The organism is Pseudomonas sp. MAFF 730105 (genome assembly GCF_055380705.1).
In genome coordinates, this window is sequence record NZ_AP018438.1 from 1,729,297 (window position 1) to 1,754,530 (window position 25,234).

A 25,234-nucleotide genomic window follows, 5' to 3' on the forward strand; every position below is an offset into this window, starting at 1 on the left:
TCCATGGAATTTCCCACCGGTCAGCGGAATTGCGGTCCCGAGCGGGTGTTGTTGCCTTTGGCCATGCGGTCGTACAGGACGACGTTGACCGTGGCTGCCAGGTTCATGCAGCCGGTGGTGGGGATGTACACCACATCTTCGCACCAGTCGCGGATGTCCTTGTCCAGCGAGCCGTCTTCGGGGCCGAAGATATACAGAGCCCGGTCCGGGTGGGTGTATTCGGGGAGCGGGCGGGCACCCTCCACCAGCTCCACGGCCACCGGCACACAGCCCAGGGGCAGGATCTTCTTCAAGTCGTCGATGCCGATCAACGGAATGTCGTAGTGGACTTTCTTGGTGTCGGTGACGAAATCGGCGGCCCGTTCATAGCGCTTGCCGGTATAGAACACCGACGCCACGCCGTAGCAACCGGCGGCGCGCATGACCGAACCGACGTTTTCCGGTGATTTTGGGTTGAACAGACCGATGCAGCTGTAGCGTTTGTTGGCCACGGGCGGGGTGCCTTTGGGAAAAGGCGCGATTATACGGGGAATGGGGGAGGGTGGTCAGTTTCAAGATTGGCGGTGAAGGTTGCATCGCCATCGCGAGCAGGCTCGCTCCCACAGGAAACCGCATTCCAATGTGGGAGCGAGCCTGCTCGCGATGAGGGCCTGACAGGCGCTCGGTACCTTGTCGGTTACTCGTCTTTCTTCATCAACCCAGCCAGCGCGGCAAACGGGTTGTGCGTCGCCTTGGCGATTTTCGGAGTGCTCAGGGAGCCATCGCCAAAGTACTGCTGATCGGTGTAGCGCGAGTGCTCGTTGTCATGGCAGTACAGGCACAGCAGCTCCCAGTTGGAACCGTCCTGGGGGTTGTTGTCGTGGTTGTGATCGCGGTGGTGAACGGTCAGTTCGCTCAGGCGCTTGCCGGAGAACTCACGGGCGCAGCGGCCACAGACGTGAGGGTACATTTTCAGGGCTTTGTCGCGGTAACCCATTTCCCGGTCGCGCTGGGCGTCAGCGAGGATGCGGTCCAGCTTCGCGGTATTGGAAGGAGGCGTTGACGAACTCATGGGTTCACCTTTGTAGATAAGACTGATGACGGTTGAACGAAGTTTAGCTCAGGCCTTGAGCTTCTCGGCAATCCAGATGGTGTGGCGGGTGCCTTTGTTGCCATGGGCGAACACCTGCACCTCTTCCGCCTTGAAGCCAGCCTTTTTCAGTTTGTCGGAAAACTGCCGGTCAGCGCTGGCCGACCAGACCGCCAGCACCCCCTTGGGCCGCAGAGCCTTAGCGCAGGCGGCGAGGCCGCCGGCCGAATAAAGCCAACTGTTGGCTTTCTGGGTCAGGCCTTCGGGGCCGTTGTCGACATCCAGCATGATCGCGTCGAAACCCTGGGGCTCGGCTTGCAGCACCTTGGCTACGTCTTCCAGGCGGATCACCGTGCGCGGGTCCTCCAGCGGTCGCCCGGCCTTTTCGCCCAAGGGGCCACGATTCCACTCCACCACGCCGGGCACCAACTCGGCCACCACCACTTCGGCGTTCTTGCCCAGCTGCTTGAGGGCCGAGGCGAGGGTGAATCCCATGCCGAGGCCGCCGATCAGCACCCGCGAACCCGGCCGGCCGGCGACCTTGCGGCAGGGAATCTCCGCCAGGGCATCTTCGGAGCCGTGCATGCGGGTGTTCATCAACTGCCCGCCGTCACCGCCCTGGATCTTGATGACGAAGTCTTCGCCGTACTCGAACAGGCACAGGGCTCCGCCATTGTCGGGGATGGGGGTGGTGTCGAGCAGAACGAAACGTTTCATGGAAATCTCATGAGGGAGGGGCGGACCGGTGCGGTAGGGTCTAGCCTGAAGGTGACAGTAGCCACGGAGCCAGTGATGAAGTGCATCATTCTAACGGCCATTGCCCTGGCGGCGCTCTCAATAAGTTGTGCACAGGCCCAGCAGGCGACGATTCCGGTAAGCCCACCCAGCGTCCCTGGTGCGCCTGGTACCGCCACACCGATGCCCTACCCACCGGTCGCACCCAGCAGCGTGCCCAAGGCTGGTTCCGGCAATGACGGGCCACCCTTGCTGCCACCGATCGAGATACCCAGGCCGCCGCCGGACCAACCGCTACCGGGGATGGAGGTGAAGCCGCCCAAGGCCAAGTCGCCAGGGGGCTGACCCCCGTTCTGTGTGAATGACGGGGTCCCCTGTGGGAGCGAGCCTGCTCGCGATAGCGGTGTGTCAGTCACCTGCATGTTGATTGACCAGACGCTATCGCGAGCAGGCTCGCTCCCACAGAGTGCTAGACCTGCTGCGACAACAACTGCCCATCAGCCATGCGCAGGCGCTTGGACAGAGATACGGCGAGGGCGCGGATGATTTTTGCGGCGACCTTGGGGGCGTCGTTGAGCATTTTTTCCAGGGAGTCCTTGCCCAGGTTCAGCAGCTGGCAATCACTGGCGGCGATGCAACTGGCCGAACGCCGTTCGCCATCCAGTACCGCCATTTCACCAAATGCCCGGCCACTGCGCAGGGTGGCGATAGTCACCGCTTGCCCGTCGGGACCGGTCTTCTGCACGGCCACCTGGCCGGTGTGGATGATGCACATGAAGCTGCCGGCATCGCCCTCACGAAAAATCGCTTCGCCCTGGGCGATGGCGCTGATGCTGAAATAGCCCGACGCGGCGGCGAAGTCCACAGGTAGAAACTGATCGAACAGGCCGCAGTCCATCAGCCAGTCGCGGATTTCGTTGTTCAGTAAGGTCGGTTCTGGCATGGCTTACGGTCTTTTGTTGTGTTCTTTGCAAGAGTGGGATGATCCCCGTGGGAGCGAGCCTGCTCGCGATAGCGCAGTGTCAGTCGACTTCAACGTTGAAAAGTAGACCGCTATCGCGAGCAGGCTCGCTCCCACAGTTCTGAATGGTGCCAAGGCTGGGCCCTGCTCATGGAGCTAAGACCCGGCCCTCAACCAGAGTTCCTCAAGCCTTGCCCAAAATCTTCAACACAAATGCATATTCGAGCGCTACGTCACGCAACCCCTGGTAGCGTCCGCTCATTCCACCGTGGCCGGCGCCCAATTCGGTCTTGAGCAGCAACGGGTTGTCATCGGTCTTGGTGGCGCGCAATTTAGCCACCCACTTGGCCGCTTCCCAATACTGCACGCGGCTGTCGTTGTACCCGGCGATGACCAGCAGCGCCGGGTACGCCTGGGCGCGGACGTTTTCATATGGCGCGTAGGCCCTGATCCGATCATAAACATCTGGCTCCTGCGGATTGCCCCATTCGTCGTATTCGGTGACGGTCAATGGCAGGTCCGGGTCGAGCATGGTGTTGAGTACATCGACGAACGGTACTTCGGCAATCGCGACCTTGAACAGCTCCGGGCGTTGATTGAGCACCGCGCCGATCAGCAGGCCGCCTGCGCTGCCGCCGCTGATCGCCAGTTGATCGGCGGTGGTGAACCCGTTGCCGATCAGATGCTCGGCGCACGCGATGAAGTCGCTGAAAGTGTTGTGCTTGTGCTCCTGCTTGCCGGCGCGATACCAGGCTTCTCCGAGTTCGCCGCCGCCGCGCACATGGGCAATGGCGAAGGCGACGCCGCGGTCGAGCAGACTCAGTCGGGCGTGGGAAAACCAGGGGTCGAGGCTTTCGCCATAGGCGCCGTAGCCGTACAGATACAGCGGCACCGGTTGACCGAGGGCCTCGCGTTTGACCACCAGGCTGATGGGCACCTGGGTGCCGTCCGGTGCGGTAGCCCAAAGCCGTTGGCTGACGTAGGCATCAGCGTCGAACGGACCCAGCACCGGGGTTTGCTTGAGAACCACCTGTTCGCCACTGGCAAGGTCCAACTGGCGGATCTGCGCCGGGCGGTTCAGGGCTTCATAGCGCAGGCGGATGCGTTCGCTGGCGAACTCCAGGCTGTTCTGCACATGCAGGCTGTAGGCAGCGTCCGGCAGTTGTACGCGATAAGCCGGCAAATCCTGTGGATGCACCTCGATGATCGGCAGGCCACCCTCCCGCAGGCTCAACGTCATGGCGCCTGCGTTCAGGCTCAGGCCATCGATCATCACCGTGTCGCTGTGGGGGATCAGGTTCCGCCAGTCGGCCTCGGTCGGCGCCACGCCCGTGTCGGGGGCCTGGTACAGCGCGAAATTGATCCCGTCGCGATTGGTACGGATCAGCCAGGTCCATTGGCCGTCGAGCAGGCCGTGGTCGACGTCGTATTCATGATGTTCCACCCGGGGTGCCAGGCAAGTGAAGGGCAGCTGGGGTTGGGCGGCATCCAGTACCCAGACTTCGCTGGTGGTCTTGCTGCCCAGGGACAGGATCAACTGCCGTTCGGAGCTCGAACGGTAGCAATGCAGGAAGAAACGTCCGTCCGGTTCATGGAACACTTCTTCGGCGGCGGTGCCATCAAGGCGATAGCGCCAGAGCTTGTGGGGACGGTGGGTGTCGTCCAGTTCGCCAAAAAACAACGTCAGGCTGTCGTTGGCCCACGTCATGCTGCCGTCGCAGTTTTCGAAGGACAGTTCGCTGACCTTGTCGTTGGACAGTTCTTTCACGAACAGCGTGTAGATCTCTTCGCCCGTGGTGTCCAGGCTGTAGGCCAGACGCTGGTGGTCGGGGCTGATGCTGAAGGCACCCAGGGAAAAGAAACCGCCATTGGCCAGCGCGTTCGGGTCCAGCAGCAACTGCTCGTGGTGTTCGTCCACGGTCAGGCTGTCGTCCGCCGGGCGCGGGCAGCGGTAGTGGCGCGGGTATTCGTCACCGGCGGTGGTGCGGGTGTAGTACAGGTAAGGACCCCAGGGCGAGGGCAGGGACAGATCGGTCTCGAGGATCCGGCCCTTGATTTCCTGGAACAGGGTTTCGCGCAGTTCGGCCTGGTCGGCGAGTTGGTCTTCCTGGAAGCGATTTTCAGCCTTGAGGTAGTCGAGTACGGCGTCGGTGTCGCGTTCCTGCAGCCAGGCATACGGGTCGACACCGGGGTCCTTGCGGGCTACCGGGGCGTTGGAAACATGGGCGGATAAGGACATGAAAGGCTCTCGAACATATTCATGGTGCACGTCTGGGCAGCCTGACGGGCGAAAAGCCGTTACTATAAGCGCCTCTTTGCCTGCCTTGCCATGGACACCATGACCGAGAACGACTATCTGATCGCCTGGGGCCTTTACGCCTTCGCCGCACTGGGCTGCCTGCTCGTATGGATGCGCCTCACTCGCTGGATGTGGCGCTGGTTGCGCGAGCCGCTGCGGTTGCTGGTGGCGGTGTTGCTGTTCTGCCCCACCATTGTCGACCCGGTGAAGGACAAGTTTGCCCCGGCCCTGGCCATTGTTGCCCTGGACATTCTGTTCAAGGTGGGCAACAACGTCTGGCGCGCAGCGTCCGACCTGCTCATGTACGGCATGATCGCCTTCGGCGTCTACCTGATCTTCGCGTTGATCCGCTTCCCCATCGAGCGTGCTTCCAACGCCCGCAAGGAAAGGGCCGCCGCCGCGAAAGCCGCTGCCGCCGCAGCTGATGCGGAGGATGACGAGCCGCCGTTCGGCGTGGCCGGCGATGACCGTTACGGTCGCCCGCCGGTGCCGAGCAATCCCCAGCGTTCGCGCATCGAGCCGCGTCTGTAACCCGGCCTGCCCCTTCAAGCGAGAGTCCGAGCATGTGTGAGTTACTGGGCATGAGTGCCAATGTGCCGACCGACATCGTGTTCAGCTTCACCGGGCTGATGCAGCGCGGCGGCAAGACCGGGCCGCACCGGGACGGTTGGGGCATCGCGTTTTATGAAGGCCGCGGCCTGCGCCTGTTCCAGGACCCGGCCGCCAGCAGTGAATCGGAAGTGGCGAACCTGGTGCAGCGCTATCCGATCAAGAGCGAAGTGGTGATCGGGCATATCCGCCAGGCCAATGTCGGCAAGGTCTGCCTGTCCAACACCCACCCGTTCGTGCGCGAGTTGTGGGGGCGCAACTGGTGTTTTGCCCATAACGGCCAGCTCGCCGGTTTCCAGCCGGAGGTGAGTTTCTACCGTCCGGTGGGCGATACCGACAGCGAAGCGGCGTTCTGCGACCTGCTCAACCGTGTGCGCCAGGCTTTCCCGGAACCGGTGGAGGTGGAGCAATTGCTGCCCTCGCTGATCCAGGCCTGTTCCGAGTACCGCAGCAAGGGTGTGTTCAACTGCCTGCTCAGCGATGGCGACTGGCTGTTCTGCTATTGCTCGACCAAACTGGCCCAGATCACCCGTCGCGCGCCGTTTGGCCCGGCGCGGCTCAAGGACGTGGATGTGATTGTGGATTTCCAGGCCGAAACCACGCCCAACGACGTGGTCACGGTGATTGCCACCGAACCCTTGACCGAAAACGAAACCTGGACCCGCTACGAACCGGGCCAATGGAGCCTGTGGCGACGCGGCGAATGCGTCAGCCATGGCCGCACCGAATAAGGACGTCACGTTATGTTGCTCAGTTATCTACGGCTGGTGTTGTTTGCAGTGGGCCTGCTGGTGGGGGTCCAGGTGCCGGGTTTCATCAGCGATTATGCCAAGCGGGTCGAGGCGCATCTGATCGAAGCCCAGAACGGCCTGCAAGGCTTCCAGGGCACCGCCAACCAGTTCTTCAAAGGTGACATGCAGGCCCTGGTGGCTCATTACCGCGCCAGCGAGGACCCGATCTTTCGCAGCGATGCCGACAGCCTGAACACCCTGCTGGTGCGTCAGCAGGCATTGGACAAGCAATACCAGGCAATGCAAGGCCCGTGGTATATCCGGTTGCTGCAAGTGGCGCTGGCCGCCGATCCGGACATCCGCAAGGAAACCTGGAATGGCTACAGCTACCAGATCCTGCTGACCCCCGAAGCGATGATCTGGGGCATCAGCGGTGCCATGCTGCTGTCGTTCGGCCTGGAGTGCCTGTTCCGCCTGATCGACTGGGTAGTGCTGGGCGGCAAGCGCCTGCGCCAGAGCCGACCGATTGAAGAGCGGGATTTGCGCGGGCTTTGACCCCACCCAGATAGAGCTTTTCTGTGGCGAGGGGATTTATCCCCGCTGGGCTGCGAAGCAGCCCCAAAAAAACATCAGCCCCAGTGGTGTGTCAGACAGATCCAAGGGGGCTGCTGCGCAGCCCAGCGGGGATAAATCCCCTCGCCACAACAGCATTCCAACCAGACACTCCACCGTTTCCCACCCAATCAACTTTTTCTTATGACCCGTCCGCAATTTTATTCGTTGGACGCGCCGCGCCGTGGGCCCAAGAATCGGGGCAACCGGTCTCTACGCTCCCGTCGTCGAGGCTTATAACAATAAAACCGTGGAGAACCACCATGAGTGCCCCTGACACACTCGGCGTCCCCCAAACCCAGGCCCGTTCCGGCCCGTTCGACTGGTATCGCAACATCAATCAGCAGGAGCGCCGCACCTTCTGGAGCTGCAAGATCGGTTATGCCCTGGACGGCATGGACACGCAGATGCTCAGTTTCGTGGTACCGACCCTGATCGCGATGTGGGGCATCACCACCGGGCAGGCGGGGCTGATTCACACCAGCACCCTGATTGCCTCGGCCCTTGGCGGCTGGATAGCCGGTATCCTCTCGGACCGTATCGGTCGGGTCCGTACCTTGCAACTGACAGTGCTGTGGTTCGCCTTCTTCACCTTCCTGTGTGGCCTGGCCCAGAGTTATGAACAACTGCTGATCGCCCGTACCCTGATGGGCTTTGGCTTCGGTGGCGAATGGACCGCCGGCGCGGTGCTGATGGGCGAAGTGATCCGCGCCAAGGATCGCGGCAAGGCGGTTGGCATGGTGCAGGCGGGTTGGGCGCTGGGGTGGGGCATGACGGCGATTCTGTATGCGCTGCTGTTCTCGGTGCTGGCACCGGAAGACGCCTGGCGCGCCCTGTTCATGCTCGGCCTGGTCCCGGCGGTGTTCGTGATTTTCGTCCGGCGACTGGTCAAGGACCCGGAGATCTATAACCAGACCAAGGCCCGTCAGGAACCGAGCAATCCGGCGAAGTTCTATGAGATTTTTGCCCCCGGCATCCTCTTCACCACGATTCGCGCCTCGTTGCTGACCACCGGTGCGCTGGGTGGCTACTACGCCATCACCTCGTGGTTGCCGACCTTCCTGAAGAATGAACGTGGCTTGAGTGTGCTGAGTACCGGTGGCTACCTGGCGATGGTGATCGTCGGTTCCTATGTGGGTTACGTCATCAGCGCCTATCTGACCGACATCCTGGGCCGCAAGAAGAACTTTATCCTGTTCGCCGTCGGTTCGTTCGTTATCGTGCTGCTGTACACCCAGATGCCGGTGAGCAATAACGTGATGCTCTGGCTGGGCTTCCCCTTGGGCTTCTTCGCGTCGGGGATGTTCAGCGGCATGGGCTCGTTCCTTACCGAACTGTTTCCGACCCGTATCCGCGGTTCGGGCCAGGGTTTCTGCTACAACATCGGTCGGGCGCTGGCGGCGCTGTTCCCGCTGCTGATCGGTCTGCTGAGCCAGAAGGTACCCCTGAGTGTCGGCATCGGCGCGTTCGCAGCCGTGTCCTACGGCGTGGTGATCCTGGCAGCCCTCAGCCTGCCGGAAACCCAAGGCAAGCAGTTGGATGCCGAGTAACTGATAACCTGTGGGGTGCATGCCCCACGGCCAGAAAAGAAACAACCTACAGGAGCGTTCACTGTGAACCGCCTGCTTTTGAACTGCGATATCGGCGAAAGCTTCGGCAACTGGACCATGGGTCTGGACGCAGAGGTGATGCCCTTCATCGATTGCGCCAACATCGCCTGCGGTTTTCACGCCGGTGACCCGAGCATCATGCGCAAGACCGTCAGCCTGGCCCTGAGCCATGGCGTACAAATCGGCGCACACCCGGCCTATCAGGACCTGGTGGGTTTCGGCCGCCGCTCCATGGCTTACACCGCCCAGGAGCTGCAAGACCTGCTGCATTACCAGATCGGCGCCCTCGACGGCATCTGCCGGGCCCAGGGCGGGCGGGTCAGCTACGTCAAACCCCATGGTGCGATGTACAACGACATGATGGCCAACCCGGCGCAACTGCGTGCCGTGATCCAGGCCGTCGCGGCCTACGACCCGCAGTTGCCGCTGATGCTGATGGCGACTCGGGACAACAGCGCCGCCCAGGCCCTGGGTGATGAATATGGTCTGACGTTGTGGTTCGAAGCCTTCGCCGACCGTGCTTACGACAGCGCCGGTCACCTGGTTTCGCGCCAGTTGCCGGGCTCGGTGCATCACGATGCCGAGGTCATCATCGGGCAGGCCCTGACCATCGCCCGTGGCGACTCGCTGACCGCAAGCGATGGCAGCGCGTTGGTCCTGCATGCCAATACCTTGTGCGTACACGGTGACAACGCCAGCTCCGTGGCGGCGGTGCAACGCATCTGCGAAGCACTGGACCGGCAGTGTGCATCATGAGACCACGGGTGGAAGTGGTCGCGGTGGACTGCCTGATGGTGCGCCTGTTCGATGAGATCGCCGAGACCCACATGCCGTGGATGCTCGCTGCCAGTGAGCGTCTGCGCGAGGTGTTCGCCGGGGACCTGATCGACCTGGTGCCGTCCTACACCACGCTGATGGTGCATTACGACATGCTGGCGTTGAACCCGGCTCAGGCGCGGGATCTGGTCAACGAGGCGTTGAACAATCTTTCCCCTGACGCCCGCTCGGTCGGCCAGAACCATGTGCTGCCGGTGTGGTACGACCTCAGCGTCGGGCCTGAACTGAGCCTGTTGTCGAGTCGCAGCGGGTTGACGGTGGAGCAGGTGATCCGTCGTCACAGCGAGCACGTATACCAGGTGTTTGCCCTGGGGTTTGCGCCCGGTTTTGCCTTCATGGGACTGGTGGACGAAATGCTGGCCGCGCCGCGCCTCGACACGCCTCGCAAGCGGGTGGCAGCGGGCAGCGTCGGCATTGCCGAGCGCCAGACCGCGGCGTATCCGCTGGTATCACCCGGCGGCTGGAACCTGATCGGTCGTACCCCGGCCAAACTGTTCGATCGCGAGCGTGACGGCTACAGCCTGATGCAGCCCGGCGACACGGTACGCTTTGTCGCCGTGGACCACGCCGAATTCATCGCCTTGGACGGTGACGACACACCGCAGGAGGCCCTGGCATGAGCCGTTTGTCGATCAAGGCCAGCACACCGCTGTGCCTGCTGCAGGACGGTGGCCGTTTCGGCGTCAGGCATCTGGGCGTGACCCAGGGCGGCGCGGCGGACTGGCTGTCGATGGCCTGGGCCAACTGGATGCTGGGCAATGCCCTGGACGCGACGGCGGTGGAAATCACCCTCGGCGGTTTCACGGTGGAGGCCGAAGAGGATTGCGTACTGGCGTTGGCCGGGGCGGACCTCGGGGCGCGGGTAGACGGTCAGGCCGTGGCATCGTGGCGTTATTTCAGTTTGCGCAAGGGTCAGACCCTGGCCTTGACCCAACCGGTGCTCGGTGCTCGGGCGTACCTCGCGGCCCCCGGTGGGTTCGATGCGCCGGCGGTACTGGGCAGCCGGGCGACGGTCGTGCGTGAAGAGCTCGGCGGCCTGGATGGACTGGGGCGCGCGCTGGGCCGTGGCGAGCATTTGAGCTATTCAGGCCCGGTCACACCTCGGCCGATGCCGGGCAGGCTGATCCCGGACTTCCAGCAGACCCAGCCGCTGGACCTGATCCTGGGGGCGCAGAATGGCGCGTTCGGCGGACAGAGCCTGTTCGATGCGTTCAACAGTCCTTGGACGCTGGACAGCCGCGCCGACCGCATGGGCATCCGCTTGCTGGGGGCTGAGCTGAAATACCAGGGGCCTGCGATGATTTCCGAGGGCATTCCCCTGGGAGCCGTGCAGGTACCGCCGGACGGCCAGCCGATCGTGCTGCTCAACGACCGGCAGACCATTGGCGGTTACCCACGCCTGGGCGCCTTGACGCCATTGGCCCTGGCGCGGCTGGCGCAATGCCTGCCAGGCACGCAGGTGCGGTTGCGTCCGGTGGTGCAGGAGGTTGCGCATCGGCAGCAGGTGGAGTGCTTGCGGGGTTTTTTAGACCGCTAGAAGCATCGCGAGCAGGCTCGCTCCCACAGGGATCTCATGTGTGACGCAGATCCAGTGTGGGAGCGAGCCTGCTCGCGATGAGGCCCGAATGCTCGACAACAATCCTTACTTGGAAAGAAACCGCATCCCTTCCTCCAACCCCCGCAGGGTCAGCGGATACATTCGGTCCTCCACCAATTCTCGCACGATGTTGGTCGAGGCGGTGTAGCCCCAGGTGTCCTTCGGATAGGGGTTGATCCAGATGAGTTTCTTGTACTTCTCCATGAAGCGCTGCATCCACACATAGCCCGCTTCCTCGTTCCAATGTTCGACGCTGCCGCCGGCCTGGGTGATTTCATAGGGCGCCATGGCGGCGTCGCCGATGAAGATCACTTTGTAGTCGGCGCCGTACTTGTGCAGCAGGTCCTGGGTCGAGGTGCGTTCCGAGGTGCGCCGCAGGTTGTTCTTCCACACCGACTCGTACACGAAATTGTGGAAGTAGAAGTACTCCAGGTGCTTGAACTCGGTCTTGCAGGCCGAGAACAGTTCTTCGCATATTTTCACGTGGGCATCCATCGAGCCGCCGATGTCGAACAGCAGCAACAGCTTGACGGTGTTGCGCCGCTCGGGGCGCATCTGGATGTTCAGCAGGCCGGCGTCCCGGGCGGTGTGGTCGATGGTGCCATCGATGTCCAGCTCTTCGGCCGCCCCCTGGCGGGCGAACTTGCGCAGGCGGCGCAGGGCGATCTTGATGTTGCGGGTACCCAGCTCCACCTGATCGTCGAGGTTCTTGTATTCGCGCTGGTCCCAGACCTTCACGGCCTTGCCCTGGCGCTTGCCGGCGTCGCCGACGCGGATGCCTTCGGGGTTGAAACCGCCGGAGCCGAACGGGCTGGTACCGCCGGTGCCGATCCACTTGTTGCCGCCGGCATGGCGTTCCTTCTGTTCTTCCAGACGCTTCTTGAATTCCTCGATCAGCTTGTCCAGGCCGCCCAGGGACTGGATCTGCGCCCGCTCCTCATCGGTCAGCGAACGCTCGAATTCCTTGCGCAACCAGTCTTCGGGAATCAGTGCCTGGAGATGGTCGTCGAGTTTTTCCAGGCCGTTGAAGTAAGCGGCGAACGCCCGGTCGAACTTGTCGAAATGGCGCTCGTCCTTCACCAGGATCGCCCGGGACAAGTAATAGAATTCGTCCATGTCGGCAAAGATCACCCGCTGTTTCAGCGCGTTGATCAGGTCCAGCAACTCGCGCACCGACACGGGCACCTTGGCGGCGCGCATTTCATTGAACAGGTTCAGCAGCATGGCAGTGGCCCTCGCGCTTGTTGACGAAGAGGGCTTAACGCGTGCCGCGACGGCTCATGAACGCCAGGCGCTCAAGCAATTGCACGTCCTGTTCGTTCTTGACCAGGGCACCGGCCAGCGGTGGGATGGCCTTGGTCGGATCGCGTTCACGCAGCACCGCTTCGCCAATGTTGTCGGCCATCAGTAGCTTGAGCCAGTCCACCAGCTCGGAGGTGGAGGGCTTCTTTTTCAGGCCCGGCACTTTGCGCACGTCGAAGAACACGTCCAGCGCTTCGCTGACCAGGTCTTTCTTGATGTCCGGGTAGTGCACATCGACGATTTTCTGCAGGGTGACGCGGTCCGGGAAGGCGATGTAGTGGAAAAAGCAGCGACGCAGGAACGCATCCGGCAGCTCTTTTTCGTTGTTGGAGGTAATGATGATGATCGGGCGCTGCTTGGCCTTGATGGTTTCGTCGGTCTCGTAGACGTAGAACTCCATCTTGTCGAGTTCCTGCAGCAGGTCGTTGGGGAACTCGATGTCGGCCTTGTCGATCTCGTCGATCAGCAGGATGACCCGTTCTTCGGACTCGAAAGCCTCCCAGAGCTTGCCCTTCTTCAGGTAGTTGCGCACGTCATGGACCTTGTCCACCCCCAGCTGCGAGTCGCGCAGGCGGCTGACCGCGTCGTACTCGTACAAGCCCTGATGAGCCTTGGTGGTGGATTTGATGTGCCAGGTGATCAGGCGCGCGCCGAAGGACTCCGCCAACTGCTCGGCGAGCATGGTCTTGCCGGTGCCCGGTTCGCCCTTGACCAGCAACGGCCGCTCCAGGGTGATGGCGGCGTTCACGGCCAGCTTCAGGTCATCGGTGGCCACGTAGGCGCTGGTGCCTTCGAACTTCATCTGCAATTTCCTCGAACGTGTCGCTGGCCCGGCGAGGCGGGGCGCGCGAAATAAAATGTCGTGCTCGACTATAACGCGACGTCCCGCCGACTGTGAACGCAGACGCTGTATTCAGTCTCTGAATGGGGCGTCACATGTTGACCCGGTCTTGGCGGATGGCCGGACAAAGGAGGGCGATTGTGGCGAGGGAGCTTGCTCCCGCTCGAGTGCGCAGCGCTCGCCGGCTTTTTAGGGCCGCTACGCAGCCCAGCGGGAGCAAGCTCCCTCGCCACAGGCTAGTCCTTAGAGGGCGGCGGCTGCTCGTAGCGCGCGTTGAAGGCCTCGACGAAACCGTTGCGCAGGATCTGCAGGAAGGCTTCGAAGGCGCTGATGTCCTGTTGATGGACATTGCCGTTGAGTTCGACCCGGGTGGCGAACTGGTTCTTGCGCTGATTCTTCAGGGCCGTTTCGCCGGCGCCGACTAGCGCCTCCCAGACCGAACGGAAAATGTTCTTTTTCTCGTTTTCCACGTCTTGTTGCCAATCGAATACGTCCACATCCCGCAGCAGCGGTTTGATGTAGCCGCTGAGTTTTGCGTTGTTCGCCTCAGCCTCGATCACCAGGTCGCCATGGCCGGCATTGAAGTCGAATTTGCCGTAGGCCGCGGCAAAATCGTTCAGGCGCTTGAGTTCGATGTTCCTGGCCCGCAGGCGGAAGTCGAAATCCTCGAACTTGCTCAGCGGGTCGAAGGTGGCTTGCACCTCCAGCGGCGCATGTTCGGCCACCAGGGCTTTGCCCTCGAAACGGGCGTCACGCTTGCCTTCGGTATCGACCACGTTGGTCAGGTTATAGAAGCTGGCGTTGACGTCGGTGGCCCGCAGGTTGACCGGGGGCTTGGAGTTGAAATTGCGAAAGGCCACTTTGCCGTCCCTGATCCGCACCTCGTTGAAGGTGATGGGCAGCAGTTTGCTTAGCTGCTCGCGCCAGTTGGTGCCCTGGCCGGTCTGGGAGTTCTGCCGGTTGCCGCCGCCATCGACGAAGTTCACTTCGGGCCGGGCGAACTCCGCCTCGGCCACCACTGCGTGGTCGTACCACAGCGAGTGCCAGCTGACAGACAGGTCGACCAGCGGTGCATCGACGAACGGTACCGGGACCTTGCCGTCGACCTTGACGATTTTCAGGCCGTTGATCCGGTAGGCTCCGCGCCAGAGCGCCAGGTCCACATCAGTGACCTGGCCGCGGTAGTCGCCCATGTCGGCCAGTTTGTCGTTCAGGTAGTTGCGCACGAGGTAAGGCAACGTGAAATGCAGGGCCACCAGCACCGCAACGATGGCTGCGAGAGTCCACAGTGGCCAGCTGTATCGACGCTTCATGTCGTTCGGTCTCAGGCAATATTAAAACCATTGACCGTTGCAGCCCTGCGAACGTTCGCTGCAACTGGACGCCCTCGGGCAACAGGCATACCTTTAGGCGCTTGAATTCACGCATCACTAAGGACCTAGTCATGAGCCGTATCTACGCTGACAACGCCCATTCCATCGGCAATACGCCACTGGTGCAGATCAATCGCATTGCCCCGCGGGGTGTCACCATCCTGGCCAAGATCGAAGGGCGTAACCCGGGGTATTCGGTCAAGTGCCGGATTGGCGCGAACATGATCTGGGACGCTGAAAGCACCGGCAAGCTCAAGCCAGGCATGACCATCGTCGAGCCGACCTCGGGCAACACCGGGATCGGCCTGGCGTTCGTCGCCGCTGCTCGTGGCTACAAGCTGATGCTGACCATGCCGGCCTCCATGAGCATCGAACGGCGCAAGGTGCTCAAGGCCCTTGGCGCCGAGCTGGTGCTGACCGAACCGGCCAAGGGCATGAAGGGCGCCATCGAGAAGGCCGCCGAGATCGTCGCCAGCGATCCGTCCAGTTATTTCATGCCGCAGCAGTTCGATAACCCGGCGAACCCGGCGATCCACGAAAAAACCACCGGCCCGGAAATCTGGAACGACACCGACGGCGCGGTGGACGTGCTGGTGGCGGGCGTGGGCACCGGCGGAACCATTAGCGGGGTCTCCCGCTATATCAAGAACACCTGCGGCAAGCCGATCCTGTCGGTGGCGGTGGAGCCCGAGAGCTCGCCGGTGATCACCCAGGCGCTGGCGGGCCAGGAAATCAAGCCCAGCCCCCACAAGATCCAGGGGATTGGTGCCGGATTCGTGCCGAAGAACCTGGATCTGTCGATGGTCGATCAGGTTGAGCGGGTGACGGACGACGAATCCAAGGCCATGGCCCTGCGCTTGATGCAGGAAGAAGGCATTCTGTGTGGCATTTCCTGTGGCGCGGCGATGGCCGTGGCCGCACGCCTGGCGGAAAAACCCGAGATGCAGGGCAAGACGATCGTGGTGATCCTGCCGGATTCGGGCGAGCGGTACTTGTCGAGCATGCTGTTCAGTGATCTGTTTACCGAACAGGAAAACCAGCAGTAATACGGTGGCAGGACAGCTTCTGTGGCGAGGGGATAAATCCCCTCGCCACAGAAGCCTTCAGCAGGATTGAAGGTGTTTTGACTGGCGTCAGCCAGGGTTCAGGTGACGCCTGTTAGGTTTATTGCGTCCTGCACAATAGTGAATATTGCGTTAGACGGTTTCTACCCGGGCCATGAGCATTTAGCATGGCCCCCGGCCACGTCGGGCAGTTGACGTCGCATCAGTTGCTTTTTTGACAAGGAGTTATGAATGACCGTTTCGTTTGTCGCCAAGGCGTCGGTACTGCTGCTGTTTCTGGGCAGTACGCTTTATGTGCACCTGCGCGGCAAGGCGCGTTTGCCGGTGTTGCGCCAGTTCGTCAACCACTCGGCGCTGTTCGCACCCTATAACACCCTGATGTACCTGTTCTCCGGCGTACCGTCCAGGCCTTACCTGGACCGCAGCAAGTTCCCCGAACTGGATGTGCTCAAGGACAACTGGCAGGTCATCCGTGATGAGGCGATGCACCTGTTCGACGAGGGTTACATCCGGGCCGCGGAAAAGAACAACGACGCCGGCTTCGGCTCGTTCTTCAAGAAAGGCTGGAAGCGCTTCTACCTCAAGTGGTACGACAAACCGCTGCCGTCGGCCGAAGTGCTGTGCCCCAGGACCGTCGAGCTGGTCAACCGGATTCCCAACGTCCGCGGCGCGATGTTCGCGCTGCTGCCGGGTGACAGCCATTTGAACCCCCATCGCGATCCGTTCGCCGGCTCGTTGCGCTATCACCTGGGGCTTTCCACGCCCAACTCCGACGATTGCCGGATCTTCGTCGACGGCCAGATCTATGCGTGGCGCGACGGCGAAGATGTGATGTTCGATGAAACCTACGTGCACTGGGTCAAGAATGAAACACCCCAGACCCGCGTGATCCTGTTCTGCGATGTCGAGCGCCCCTTGAGCAGCCGGTTGATGACCCGTCTCAATCGCGCTGTCAGCGGCTTCCTCGGCCGCGCCACCGCGCCGCAGAATCTGGACGACGAACGCGTCGGCGGTATCAACCAGGTCTACGCCTGGAGCAAGTCGTTCAGCGATGGTATCAGCGGCCGGGTCAAGCAGTGGAAACGCAAGTACCCCAAGGTGTATCGGGTGATGCGGCCGGTGCTGGCGGTGGTGGTACTCACGGCACTCGGCTATTGGTTGTTCGGTTAACCATTGCGCAATACTTCGAGCGCTGGTTATAGTCAGCGCTCGTCGGGTTTTCGAACCCACTTCCCCAAAGAGATCGGCTCATGCCTGTATCCCCTGTCATCGCGGTTGTGGTTCCAGCGTTCAACGCTGGCGTCGTGCCGTGCGGGAATCAGCAGCCTGTGCAGATCGGTCAATACCCTCCACCTGTCAGTAGCTCATCGGTGTACGCCGTCGTATCACCGCCGGGTGTTGGCGTTCAGGGCTGATCGGCAACGGTTGCCGTCCCCTGTGCCTGCCTGAAAAAAACTACTGGACTTCAGCCTTGGCTGAGTTGGCTTTTGCCTGACTACAGGTGGTATCCATGTTTTCCCTATCCAAGAACGCGTTATTGGCGGCGGCTTCCACGAGCCTGTTCGTCCTGCTGTGGAGCAGCGGCGCAATCTTTTCCAAACTGGGCCTGGCCCACGCTTCACCTTTCGCTTTTCTGCTGATCCGTTTTGCCATTGCGCTGTGTGCGTTGGTGTTGTTGATCCCGGTGTTCAGGTTCAAGCTGCCCACGGTCGGCAAGCCGTTGATCTATGCCGCGACCACAGGATTGGTGCTGCTGGGGGCCTATCAGATTTTCTATCTGCTGGCCCTGCAAATGAACGTGACACCCGGCGTGATGGCCACCCTGATGGGCGTACAACCCATCCTCACGGTGGTGCTCGTGGAACGTCAGCGTTCCTGGTCGCGTCTGTTCGGCCTGGCGCTCGGGTTGGTCGGGTTGGTCATGGTGGTGTACCAGGGCATCGGATTGGCGGGGATGTCCTTGACCGGAATGCTGTGCGGGTTGCTGGCGCTGGTGTCCATGACCGCCGGGTCGATCATGCAGAAACGCATTACCGATAATCCCCTCGGCACGCTGCCGGTGCAGTACCTGGCCGGACTTTTATTGTGTGCGGTGTTCGTGCCGTTCCAGCCATTCCATTTCGAGACCCGTGCGGGCTTCATCGTGCCGGTGTTGTGGATGGGTTTGGTGGTCTCGGTGCTGGCGACCTTGCTGCTGTATCGGCTGATTGCACGGGGTAATCTGGTGAATGTCACCAGCCTGTTCTACCTGGTGCCGGCGGTGACGGCGGTCATGGACTACCTGGTGTTCGGCAACCGGCTGGCGCTGTTGAGCTTGCTGGGGATGGCGCTGATCATCGTCGGGTTGGTGTTTGTGTTTCGTAAACGCGGCTGATCGTTAGATCGCTGTTGGCATAGAACCGCTATCGCGAGCAGGCTCGCTCCCACAGGTTATGGACGACCCTTGTGGGAGCGAGCCTGCTCGCGATGGCATTTTCAAACGCGCCGATGCGCTAGCGGGCAGACACCTCGACCGGCTTCTGCGCCGCCGGCTTCAACACCAGCCACAATGCTGCCGCAATCAGCACCCCGCCATACAGATGCGCCATCCCCAACGGCTCATCCAGCAACAACGCCCCCCACAGCACGCCGAATGGCGGGATCAGGAAGGTAACGGTCATGGATTTGACCGGCCCGATGGCGCTGAGCAACCGGAAATAAAGGATGTACGCCAGCGCGGTGCACACCAGCCCCAACCCCAGCAGTGACAGCCAGACGCTCCAGCCACCCCAGCTGGCCGGGGGTTGGCTGATGACGCTGTAACCGAACAGCGGCAGCAGGAACACCGTGGCGCCGAACATGCTCCCCAGGGCTGAGAGACGGCTGTCCAACCCGCCTTGATGATCGAGCCAGCGCCGGGTGAGGAATCCGGCGAAGCCATAACAGGTGGTGGCCATCAGGCAGGCGAGGGCGCCCATCAGCAGTTGCAGGTCGAAGGCCACCGGGCCGGCGCGGGTCAGGATGCCGACGCCGAGTAGCCCGAGGAACACGCCGCTGACCTTGGCGACCGTGAGTTGCTCACTGAAGAACAGCCCACCGATCAACACCCCCATCAGGGGCGTCGTGGCGTTGAAGATCGCCGAGTAACCGGCTGGAAGGGTCTGGGCCGCCAAGGAATAGAAGGTTGCGGGAATGCCCGAGTTGATCAGGCCCAGCCCCATCGCGACTTTCAGCTTGCCGCGGAAATTCCAGTCGACTCGCATCAGTGCCAGGATCACCACCAACCCGACGAAGGCGATGGAGACACGAAAAAAGGCCGTGGGGATCGTGCCGATGACGGGCGCGATAATGCGCATGAACAGGAAGCTCGCCCCCCAGATGGCGGCCAAGGACAGCAGACGCAGGAGATCGACGAGGTTCACGAGGGAGTCCTTCCATGGTTGGCCGGCAAGTGTCGCCCTCCCTGGGACCAATGGCAATGGTTGCGTTGCCGCGTGATTGGCCTCTAAGCTCAGCCGCTCATGACAAGACCCCCCGTCGAGGTTTTCCCTATGCCGCAGCCATGGCCCGCCAGCGATATCGCCCGCTCGATTCTCGACGGCTTCGACGATTATCGCGAGCATTTCCGGCAGATTACCGACGGTGCCCGTGCCCGGTTCGAGCAGGCCCGATGGCAGGAAGCGCAAGCGGCGTCGGCGGCGCGGATCAATCTGTACGAAGAAAAAGTCTTCGAAACCGTGACCCGGCTGCGCAAGGCCTTCGATGCCGAGGCGCTGATGGATGTGAGCTGCTGGCCGCTGGTGAAAAGTGCCTACATCAGCCTGATCGACCTGCGTTTCGACGATGAGCTGTCCGAGACCTGGTACAACTCGATTTTCTGCGGCCTGTTCAGCCATGACCTGATCAGCGACGGCACCATGTTTATCCACACCACCCGGCCGAGCCTGCGTCGGGCCCGCTCCGCGCAGACCCGTACCTACAAGCCCCAGGGCCAACTGGACCGGATGCTTGCGGACATTTTCGCCGATTACCGGTTCAGTGAAGACTACGCCGACCTGGCGAGCGACCTGCAGCGCCTCGAAGCCCAGCTGCGAGAAAACCTGCCGGATTGGGTCTGCAAGGACCCGGAATTGACCGTGGAGCTGTTTTCATCAGTGCTTTATCGCAACAAGGGCGCCTACCTGGTGGGGCGGATCTACACCCGCGATGACCAGTGGCCGCTGGTGATTCCGCTGTTGCACCGCGAGGGCCGGGGCATCCAGATCGACGCGCTGATCACCGACGAGGCCCAGGTCTCGATCATCTTCTCGTTCACCCGTTCGTATTTCATGGTGGACGTGCCGGTGCCGGCGGAATTCATCGGCTTCCTCAAGCGGATCCTGCCAGGCAAACACGTCGCCGAGCTGTACACCTCCATCGGTTTCTACAAGCACGGCAAGTCCGAATTCTACCGGGCCCTGATCAATCACCTGGCGAACACCGACGACCAGTTCATCATGGCGCCGGGTGTGCGCGGCATGGTCATGAGCGTGTTCACGCTGCCGGGCTTCAACACGGTGTTCAAGATCATCAAGGACCGCTTCTCGCCGTCGAAAAACGTCGACCGCGCCACGGTGATCGAGAAGTACCGGCTAGTGAAAAGTGTCGACCGGGTCGGACGCATGGCCGATACCCAGGAGTTCGCCGATTTCCGCTTTCCCCTGGGCAAGTTCGAACCGGCGTGCCTGGAAGAGTTGCTGGAAGTGGCGCCCTCCACGGTGTCGGTGGAAGGCGATACGGTGCTGATTCGTCACTGCTGGACCGAGCGGCGCATGACACCGCTGAACCTCTACCTGGAAAACGCCAGCGAGGCCCAGGTGCGCGAGGCGCTGGAGGACTATGGCCTGGCCATCAAGCAATTGGCGGCGGCGAATATCTTCCCCGGCGACATGTTGCTCAAGAACTTCGGCGTGACCCGCCATGGCCGGGTGGTGTTCTACGACTACGACGAGATCTGCTTCCTCACCGAAGCCAACTTCCGACACATCCCCCAGCCGCGCACCCCGGAAGACGAAATGGCCTCCGAACCGTGGTACTCCATCGGTCCGCTGGACGTCTTTCCCGAAGAGTTCCCGCCCTTCCTGTTCGCCGACGCCGGGCAGCGCAAGTTGTTCGACCAGATGCACGGCGAGCTGTACAACGCCGACTACTGGAAAGGCCTGCAAGAGGCCATTCGAGCGGGGAAGGTGATTGATGTGTTCCCGTATCGGCGCAAGGACCTGGATAACGAATAACGTTCGAATTCACGCAGATCCCTTGTGGGAGCGAGCCTGCTCGCGATGGCGATTGTCCGATCAATATCCATGTCGACTGCCCCACCGCCATCGCGAGCAGGCTCGCTCCCACAGGGGAGGGTGGCAGGCAAAGAGGGCATGTGTTCGGCGCAGCGGGCGCAAATCTGCGACAATCGCCCCCTGCATAAAACCGACGACCCTTGCGTACCCGATGACTGACCAAGCCCCCGCTATCGACAAGCTGCTGAAGAACCTCGACCACGCCATGCTCGCCGACCGTCACCGGTTGCGGCGGCAGTTGCTCGAGCTGCGCAAGAAACCCGATGAGGCCAAGCTGGCCCAGTGGGTGGCGCGCATGCAGGCGTCGTGCGACCAGGTGCTGGCGCGCAAGGCCAGCCTGCCGCTGATTCGCTACGACGACAATCTGCCGATTGCCGCCAAGCGTGACGAAATCAAGGACGCGCTGCTCAAGCACCAGGTGTTGATCATCGCCGGCGAAACCGGCTCGGGCAAAACCACGCAATTGCCGAAGATCTGCCTGGAAATCGGGCGCGGCCAGTATGGCTTGATCGGCCACACCCAACCGCGCCGGATCGCCGCCCGCAGCGTGGCGAGCCGGGTCGCCGAAGAACTGGCCACGCCATTGGGCGCGCTGGTGGGCTACCAGGTGCGGTTCGAGGACCAGAGCGACGCCAACACCCTGATCAAGTTGATGACCGACGGCATCCTGCTGGCCGAGACGCAGAACGACCGCTACCTCGAGCGCTACGACACGATCATCGTCGACGAAGCCCACGAGCGCAGCCTGAACATCGACTTCCTGCTGGGGTATCTCAAGACCCTGCTGCCGCGCCGCCCGGACCTTAAGGTCATCATCACCTCGGCGACCATCGACCTGGAGCGCTTCTCCAAGCACTTCGACGACGCGCCGATCGTGGAAGTCTCGGGTCGCACCTTCCCGGTGGAAACCTGGTACCGTCCGCTGACCCTGGAGCAGGACGAAGAGGGCAACCGCGTCGAGGACGACCTGACCGTCGACCAGGCGATTCTCGCCACTCTCGATGAAATCGCTGCCCATGAGCGCAGCGAGCGCCGCAGCCCTGGCGATGTGCTGGTGTTCCTGCCGGGGGAGCGGGAGATTCGTGACGCGGCGGAAATGCTGCGCAAGGCCCAGCTCAAACACACCGAGATCTTGCCGTTGTATGCGCGCTTGTCCCCGGCCGAACAACAGCGGATCTTCCAGTCCCACCCGGGCCGTCGTGTGGTGCTGGCGACCAACGTCGCTGAAACCTCGCTCACCGTGCCGGGCATCCGCTACGTGATCGACAGCGGCACCGCGCGGATCAGCCGCTACAGCTATCGCGCCAAGGTCCAGCGCCTGCCCATCGAAGCCATTTCCCAGGCCAGCGCCAACCAGCGCAAGGGGCGTTGCGGGCGGGTCGAGCCGGGGATTTGCGTACGGCTGTACAGCGAAGAAGATTTCCTCGGCCGGCCGGAATTTACCGACCCCGAGATCCTGCGCACCAACCTGGCGGCGGTGATCCTGCAGATGCTCCATCTGCGCCTGGGCGAGATCACTGATTTCCCGTTCATCGAGCCGCCGGATGGCAAGGCCATCAGCGACGGTTTCAACCTGCTGCAAGAGTTGTCGGCAGTGGACCGCAACAGCCAACTGACCCCTTTGGGCCGTCAGTTGGCGCGCTTGCCGGTGGACCCGCGCATGGGCCGCATGTTGCTGGAAGCGGCGAAGCTGGGCAGCCTGCAGGAAGTGCTGATTGTCGCCAGCGCCATGTCGATCCAGGATCCGCGAGAGCGTCCGCCCGAACGTCAGCAGGCCGCCGACCAGGCCCACGCCCAGTGGAAGGACTCTGACTCGGACTTCGCCGGGCTGGTCAACCTGTGGCGCGGTTTTGAAGAACAACGCCAGGCCCTGACGGCCAGCCCGTTGCGCAACTGGTGTCGCAAGAACTTCCTCAACTACCTGCGCCTGCGCGAATGGCGCGACGCTCATCGCCAGTTGAGCCTGATCTGCCGCGACATGCAGTTGAGCCTCAACAAGGACCCGGCCGACTACCCGAAACTGCACAAAGCGGTGCTCTCGGGCCTGTTGAGCCAGATCGGCCAGAAAACCGAAGACGGCGACTACCTGGGCGCCCGCCAACGGCGCTTCTGGGTCCACCCTTCGTCGGGGCTGGGCAAGAAGCGTCCGCAGTGGCTGATGACCGCCGAACTGGTGGAAACCACCAAGCTGTATGCGCGCATGGTCGCCAAGATCGAACCGGACTGGATCGAACCGCTGGCCGGGCACCTGATCAAGAAAAACCACTTCGAACCCCATTGGGAGAAGAAGCGCGGACAGGTGGTGGCGTATGAACAGATCACCCTGTTCGGGCTGATCGTGGTCGGCCGTCGGCCGGTGCATTACGGGCCGGTGGACCCGGTGGTGTCGCGGGAGCTGTTCATCCGCGAAGCCCTGGTGCGTGGCGAGATCCAGTCCAAGGCCAAGTGCCTGGCGGCCAATACCCGATTGCTGGAGCAACTCGACGAGCTGGAAGCCAAGGCCCGGCGCCGTGACATCCTGGCGGACGAGGAAACCCTGTTCGCGTTCTATGACGCACGGTTGCCGGCCGAGATCCACCAGACCGCGACGTTCGACAGTTGGTACCGGATCAACAGCCAGAAAGACCCGCAGTTGTTGATCATGCGCGAAGAGGACGTGTTGGCTCGCGAGGCCAGCGAAGTGACCGCCGCGCATTTCCCCGACACCTTGCGCGTCGGCGACCTGACGTTGCCCCTCAGCTACCACTTCGAACCCAACCATCCCCGCGACGGGGTGACATTGCGGGTGCCGGCGCCGCTGTTGCCGATGCTGCCGCCGGAGCGCCTGGAGTGGCTGGTGCCCGGCATGATCGAGGCCAAGTGCATTGCCCTGGTGCGCAACCTGCCCAAGGCCCTGCGCAAGAACTTCGTGCCGGTGCCAGACTTCGTCAAGGCGGCGCTGCAACGCATTACCTTCGCCGAAGGTTCGTTGCCGCAATCCCTGGGCCGCGAGCTGCTGCGCATGACCGGCGCGAGGGTCAGCGACGAAGCCTGGGCCGAAGCGGCGCAGCAAGTGGAAGGCCACCTGCGCATGAACCTGGAAATCGTCGACGGCCAGGGTAAGTTCCTCGGCGAGGGTCGCGACCTGGCCGAGCTGACAGCGCGTTTTGCCGAAGCCAGCCAGGCTGCCTTGGCCGTGCCGCAAACCGCGAAAAGCCAGGCGCCGGTGGAAGCCAAAGTCTTCGCTCCGGTGGCGGAAAAGACCCAGCAGAAGATCGCCGGGTTGTCGATGACGGTGTATCCGGCGTTGGTGGAGGAGGGCGGTGTGGTCAAGGAAGGGCGTTTCCCGACCCCGGCCGAAGCCGAGTACCAGCATCGCCGGGCCTTGCAACGGTTGTTGATGCAGCAGTTGGCGGAGTCGGCCAAGTTCCTGCGGAGCAAATTGCCGGGGCTGACGGAACTGGGCTTGCTCTACCGCGAACTGGGACGCATCGACAACCTGGTGGAAGACATCCTGCTAGCCAGTCTCGACAGCTGTGTGCTGGAAGGCGAAGCGAACCTGCCCCGTGACGGCGCCGCGCTGGCGTCCCTGGCCGAGCGCAAGCGCGGCGGCTGGATCGAATACGCCGAACGCCTGGCGAAGCTGACCCTGGATATCCTCAAGCTCTGGCATGGTCTGCAAAAGCGCTTCAAAGGCAAGATCGACCTGGCCCAGGCCGTGGCGCTGAACGACATCAAGCAACAGCTCAGTCATCTGGTGTACCCGGGCTTCGTGCGCGAAACCCCGCATCAATGGCTCAAGGAGCTGCCGCGCTACCTCAAGGCGATCGAGCAGCGTTTCGAGAAGCTGGGCAGCCAGGTGCAGAAAGACCGGGTCTGGAGCGGCGAACTGTCGAACCTCTGGGCCCAGTACCAGACCCGCGCCGGCAAACACGCCCAGGAAGGCAAGCGCGATCCGCAACTGGAGCTTTACCGCTGGTGGCTGGAGGAATACCGAGTGTCGCTGTTCGCCCAGCAGTTGGGGACCAAGGTGCCTATTTCGGATAAGCGCCTGGGCAAGCAATGGGGGCAGGTGGAGCCCTGAGGCAACACCATTGATGCCTGTGGGAGCGGGCTTGCTCGCGATGAGGCAGTGTCAGTCGACATCCCTATCAACTGACAGACCGCTATCGCGAGCAGGCTCGCTCCCACAGGGTCTTGTGTCTTGCCCTGGCTTTTGCCGCTCCCACAAGGGTTTTGTGTCTTGATTGAGGGAGAATGGGCCAAACGCCAGCGTTTATGGCAAACTTCGCGGCTATAAATG

General features: G+C 62.2%; 22 protein-coding genes. 13 read left to right on the top strand and 9 right to left on the bottom strand.

Annotation, left to right across the window (positions count from 1 at the left end):
* Positions 1-20: 20 nt before the first annotated feature.
* The 3 genes from PCOSP_RS07800 to PCOSP_RS07810 form a co-directional block, all read right to left on the bottom strand.
* Complete coding sequence (locus tag PCOSP_RS07800; RefSeq protein WP_003198862.1) at positions 21-491, bottom strand: RNA methyltransferase; 471 nt, start codon at positions 489-491, stop codon at positions 21-23.
* A gap of 185 nt (positions 492-676) precedes the next feature.
* Positions 677-1,051 carry a YajD family HNH nuclease gene (locus tag PCOSP_RS07805; RefSeq protein ID WP_003184246.1) on the bottom strand — a complete coding sequence of 125 codons (375 nt, stop codon included), beginning with the start codon at positions 1,049-1,051 and terminating at the stop codon, positions 677-679.
* Positions 1,052-1,099: 48 nt separating this feature from the next.
* A complete protein-coding gene (locus PCOSP_RS07810; RefSeq protein WP_464710779.1) occupies positions 1,100-1,786 on the bottom strand; it encodes a spermidine synthase in 687 nt (228 codons plus the stop codon).
* Positions 1,787-1,861: 75 nt separating this feature from the next.
* Here PCOSP_RS07810 and PCOSP_RS07815 point away from each other — a divergent pair, with 75 nt between their 5' ends.
* A complete protein-coding gene (locus PCOSP_RS07815) occupies positions 1,862-2,149 on the top strand; it encodes a hypothetical protein (RefSeq protein WP_464710780.1) in 288 nt (95 codons plus the stop codon).
* 124 nt (positions 2,150-2,273) lie between these two features.
* Here the strand turns inward: PCOSP_RS07815 and PCOSP_RS07820 are convergent, their stop codons facing one another.
* Together PCOSP_RS07820 and PCOSP_RS07825 are read right to left on the bottom strand one after the other, a co-directional pair.
* The gene (locus tag PCOSP_RS07820; RefSeq protein ID WP_041020195.1) at positions 2,274-2,747 is read right to left on the bottom strand and encodes a cyclic nucleotide-binding domain-containing protein; all 474 of its coding nucleotides are present in this window, start codon (positions 2,745-2,747) and stop codon (positions 2,274-2,276) included.
* 202 nt (positions 2,748-2,949) lie between these two features.
* Positions 2,950-5,004 (bottom strand): S9 family peptidase, encoded by a 2,055-nt coding sequence (locus PCOSP_RS07825; RefSeq protein WP_139649611.1) that lies wholly within the window; start codon positions 5,002-5,004, stop codon positions 2,950-2,952.
* Between the two features lie 90 nt (positions 5,005-5,094).
* Between PCOSP_RS07825 and PCOSP_RS07830 the strand changes: the two genes are divergently transcribed.
* The 7 genes from PCOSP_RS07830 (at position 5,095) to PCOSP_RS07860 (ending at position 11,000) form a co-directional block, all read left to right on the top strand.
* Complete coding sequence (locus PCOSP_RS07830; RefSeq protein ID WP_041020193.1) at positions 5,095-5,595, top strand: hypothetical protein; 501 nt, start codon at positions 5,095-5,097, stop codon at positions 5,593-5,595.
* Positions 5,596-5,627: 32 nt separating this feature from the next.
* Complete coding sequence (locus PCOSP_RS07835) at positions 5,628-6,404, top strand: class II glutamine amidotransferase (RefSeq protein WP_139649608.1); 777 nt, start codon at positions 5,628-5,630, stop codon at positions 6,402-6,404.
* 12 nt (positions 6,405-6,416) lie between these two features.
* Entirely contained in the window at positions 6,417-6,959 is a 543-nt protein-coding gene (locus tag PCOSP_RS07840) for a DUF2937 family protein (RefSeq protein WP_041020191.1), read from the top strand.
* Positions 6,960-7,279: 320 nt separating this feature from the next.
* The gene (locus PCOSP_RS07845) at positions 7,280-8,566 is read left to right on the top strand and encodes an MFS transporter (RefSeq protein ID WP_139649606.1); all 1,287 of its coding nucleotides are present in this window, start codon (positions 7,280-7,282) and stop codon (positions 8,564-8,566) included.
* A gap of 63 nt (positions 8,567-8,629) precedes the next feature.
* Positions 8,630-9,382 (top strand): 5-oxoprolinase subunit PxpA, encoded by a 753-nt coding sequence (locus PCOSP_RS07850; RefSeq protein WP_139649604.1) that lies wholly within the window; start codon positions 8,630-8,632, stop codon positions 9,380-9,382.
* Positions 9,379-10,083 (top strand): 5-oxoprolinase subunit PxpB, encoded by a 705-nt coding sequence (pxpB, locus tag PCOSP_RS07855; RefSeq protein WP_464710781.1) that lies wholly within the window; start codon positions 9,379-9,381, stop codon positions 10,081-10,083. The genes PCOSP_RS07850 and pxpB overlap by 4 nt, the downstream gene beginning before the upstream one ends.
* Positions 10,080-11,000 (top strand): 5-oxoprolinase subunit C family protein, encoded by a 921-nt coding sequence (locus tag PCOSP_RS07860; RefSeq protein WP_139649601.1) that lies wholly within the window; start codon positions 10,080-10,082, stop codon positions 10,998-11,000. Before pxpB ends, PCOSP_RS07860 begins: the two co-directional genes overlap by 4 nt.
* A gap of 105 nt (positions 11,001-11,105) precedes the next feature.
* On the opposite strand, the gene PCOSP_RS07865 is transcribed toward PCOSP_RS07860, so the two are convergent.
* The 3 genes from PCOSP_RS07865 to PCOSP_RS07875 all read right to left on the bottom strand — a co-directional run bounded on the left by PCOSP_RS07865 (position 11,106) and on the right by PCOSP_RS07875 (position 14,516).
* On the bottom strand, positions 11,106-12,284 hold the full coding sequence (locus tag PCOSP_RS07865) for a vWA domain-containing protein (protein WP_003198888.1): 1,179 nt from the start codon (positions 12,282-12,284) through the stop codon (positions 11,106-11,108).
* 34 nt (positions 12,285-12,318) lie between these two features.
* Positions 12,319-13,164, bottom strand: a complete 846-nt coding sequence (locus PCOSP_RS07870; protein WP_003184225.1) for an AAA family ATPase — start codon at positions 13,162-13,164, stop codon at positions 12,319-12,321.
* Positions 13,165-13,439: 275 nt separating this feature from the next.
* Entirely contained in the window at positions 13,440-14,516 is a 1,077-nt protein-coding gene (locus PCOSP_RS07875) for a DUF748 domain-containing protein (protein ID WP_464710782.1), read from the bottom strand.
* Between the two features lie 131 nt (positions 14,517-14,647).
* Here PCOSP_RS07875 and cysK point away from each other — a divergent pair, with 131 nt between their 5' ends.
* The 3 genes from cysK to PCOSP_RS07890 all read left to right on the top strand — a co-directional run bounded on the left by cysK (position 14,648) and on the right by PCOSP_RS07890 (position 18,014).
* Positions 14,648-15,622 carry a cysteine synthase A gene (gene cysK / locus PCOSP_RS07880; RefSeq protein WP_139649597.1) on the top strand — a complete coding sequence of 325 codons (975 nt, stop codon included), beginning with the start codon at positions 14,648-14,650 and terminating at the stop codon, positions 15,620-15,622.
* 249 nt (positions 15,623-15,871) lie between these two features.
* Positions 15,872-16,810, top strand: coding sequence for an aspartyl/asparaginyl beta-hydroxylase domain-containing protein (locus PCOSP_RS07885; protein WP_139649595.1), 939 nt, complete (start codon positions 15,872-15,874; stop codon positions 16,808-16,810).
* A 340-nt stretch (positions 16,811-17,150) separates the two neighbouring features.
* A complete protein-coding gene (locus PCOSP_RS07890; protein ID WP_175362497.1) occupies positions 17,151-18,014 on the top strand; it encodes a DMT family transporter in 864 nt (287 codons plus the stop codon).
* A gap of 118 nt (positions 18,015-18,132) precedes the next feature.
* Here the strand turns inward: PCOSP_RS07890 and PCOSP_RS07895 are convergent, their stop codons facing one another.
* Positions 18,133-19,041 (bottom strand): DMT family transporter, encoded by a 909-nt coding sequence (locus PCOSP_RS07895; protein ID WP_139649591.1) that lies wholly within the window; start codon positions 19,039-19,041, stop codon positions 18,133-18,135.
* Between the two features lie 129 nt (positions 19,042-19,170).
* On the opposite strand from PCOSP_RS07895, the gene aceK reads away from it, so the two are divergent.
* The gene (gene aceK / locus PCOSP_RS07900) at positions 19,171-20,892 is read left to right on the top strand and encodes a bifunctional isocitrate dehydrogenase kinase/phosphatase (protein WP_175386731.1); all 1,722 of its coding nucleotides are present in this window, start codon (positions 19,171-19,173) and stop codon (positions 20,890-20,892) included.
* Positions 20,893-21,103: 211 nt separating this feature from the next.
* Positions 21,104-25,015 (top strand): ATP-dependent RNA helicase HrpA, encoded by a 3,912-nt coding sequence (hrpA, locus tag PCOSP_RS07905; RefSeq protein ID WP_464710784.1) that lies wholly within the window; start codon positions 21,104-21,106, stop codon positions 25,013-25,015.
* The last annotated feature ends 219 nt before the right edge of the window (positions 25,016-25,234 follow it).

Excerpts from the sequence above, each read along its gene's own strand:
- PCOSP_RS07805 (WP_003184246.1), bottom strand. The coding sequence starts at position 1,051 with ATGAGTTCGTCAACGCCTCCTTCCAATACCGCGAAGCTGGACCGCATC.
- PCOSP_RS07810 (WP_464710779.1), bottom strand. The coding sequence starts at position 1,786 with ATGAAACGTTTCGTTCTGCTCGACACCACCCCCATCCCCGACAATGGC.
- PCOSP_RS07815 (WP_464710780.1), top strand. The coding sequence starts at position 1,862 with ATGAAGTGCATCATTCTAACGGCCATTGCCCTGGCGGCGCTCTCAATA.
- PCOSP_RS07820 (WP_041020195.1), bottom strand. The coding sequence starts at position 2,747 with ATGCCAGAACCGACCTTACTGAACAACGAAATCCGCGACTGGCTGATG.
- PCOSP_RS07825 (WP_139649611.1), bottom strand. The coding sequence starts at position 5,004 with ATGTCCTTATCCGCCCATGTTTCCAACGCCCCGGTAGCCCGCAAGGAC.
- PCOSP_RS07830 (WP_041020193.1), top strand. The coding sequence starts at position 5,095 with ATGGACACCATGACCGAGAACGACTATCTGATCGCCTGGGGCCTTTAC.
- PCOSP_RS07835 (WP_139649608.1), top strand. The coding sequence starts at position 5,628 with ATGTGTGAGTTACTGGGCATGAGTGCCAATGTGCCGACCGACATCGTG.
- PCOSP_RS07840 (WP_041020191.1), top strand. The coding sequence starts at position 6,417 with ATGTTGCTCAGTTATCTACGGCTGGTGTTGTTTGCAGTGGGCCTGCTG.
- PCOSP_RS07845 (WP_139649606.1), top strand. The coding sequence starts at position 7,280 with ATGAGTGCCCCTGACACACTCGGCGTCCCCCAAACCCAGGCCCGTTCC.
- pxpB (WP_464710781.1), top strand. The coding sequence starts at position 9,379 with ATGAGACCACGGGTGGAAGTGGTCGCGGTGGACTGCCTGATGGTGCGC.
- PCOSP_RS07860 (WP_139649601.1), top strand. The coding sequence starts at position 10,080 with ATGAGCCGTTTGTCGATCAAGGCCAGCACACCGCTGTGCCTGCTGCAG.
- PCOSP_RS07865 (WP_003198888.1), bottom strand. The coding sequence starts at position 12,284 with ATGCTGCTGAACCTGTTCAATGAAATGCGCGCCGCCAAGGTGCCCGTG.
- PCOSP_RS07870 (WP_003184225.1), bottom strand. The coding sequence starts at position 13,164 with ATGAAGTTCGAAGGCACCAGCGCCTACGTGGCCACCGATGACCTGAAG.
- PCOSP_RS07875 (WP_464710782.1), bottom strand. The coding sequence starts at position 14,516 with ATGAAGCGTCGATACAGCTGGCCACTGTGGACTCTCGCAGCCATCGTT.
- cysK (WP_139649597.1), top strand. The coding sequence starts at position 14,648 with ATGAGCCGTATCTACGCTGACAACGCCCATTCCATCGGCAATACGCCA.
- PCOSP_RS07885 (WP_139649595.1), top strand. The coding sequence starts at position 15,872 with ATGACCGTTTCGTTTGTCGCCAAGGCGTCGGTACTGCTGCTGTTTCTG.
- PCOSP_RS07890 (WP_175362497.1), top strand. The coding sequence starts at position 17,151 with ATGTTTTCCCTATCCAAGAACGCGTTATTGGCGGCGGCTTCCACGAGC.
- aceK (WP_175386731.1), top strand. The coding sequence starts at position 19,171 with ATGCCGCAGCCATGGCCCGCCAGCGATATCGCCCGCTCGATTCTCGAC.
- hrpA (WP_464710784.1), top strand. The coding sequence starts at position 21,104 with ATGACTGACCAAGCCCCCGCTATCGACAAGCTGCTGAAGAACCTCGAC.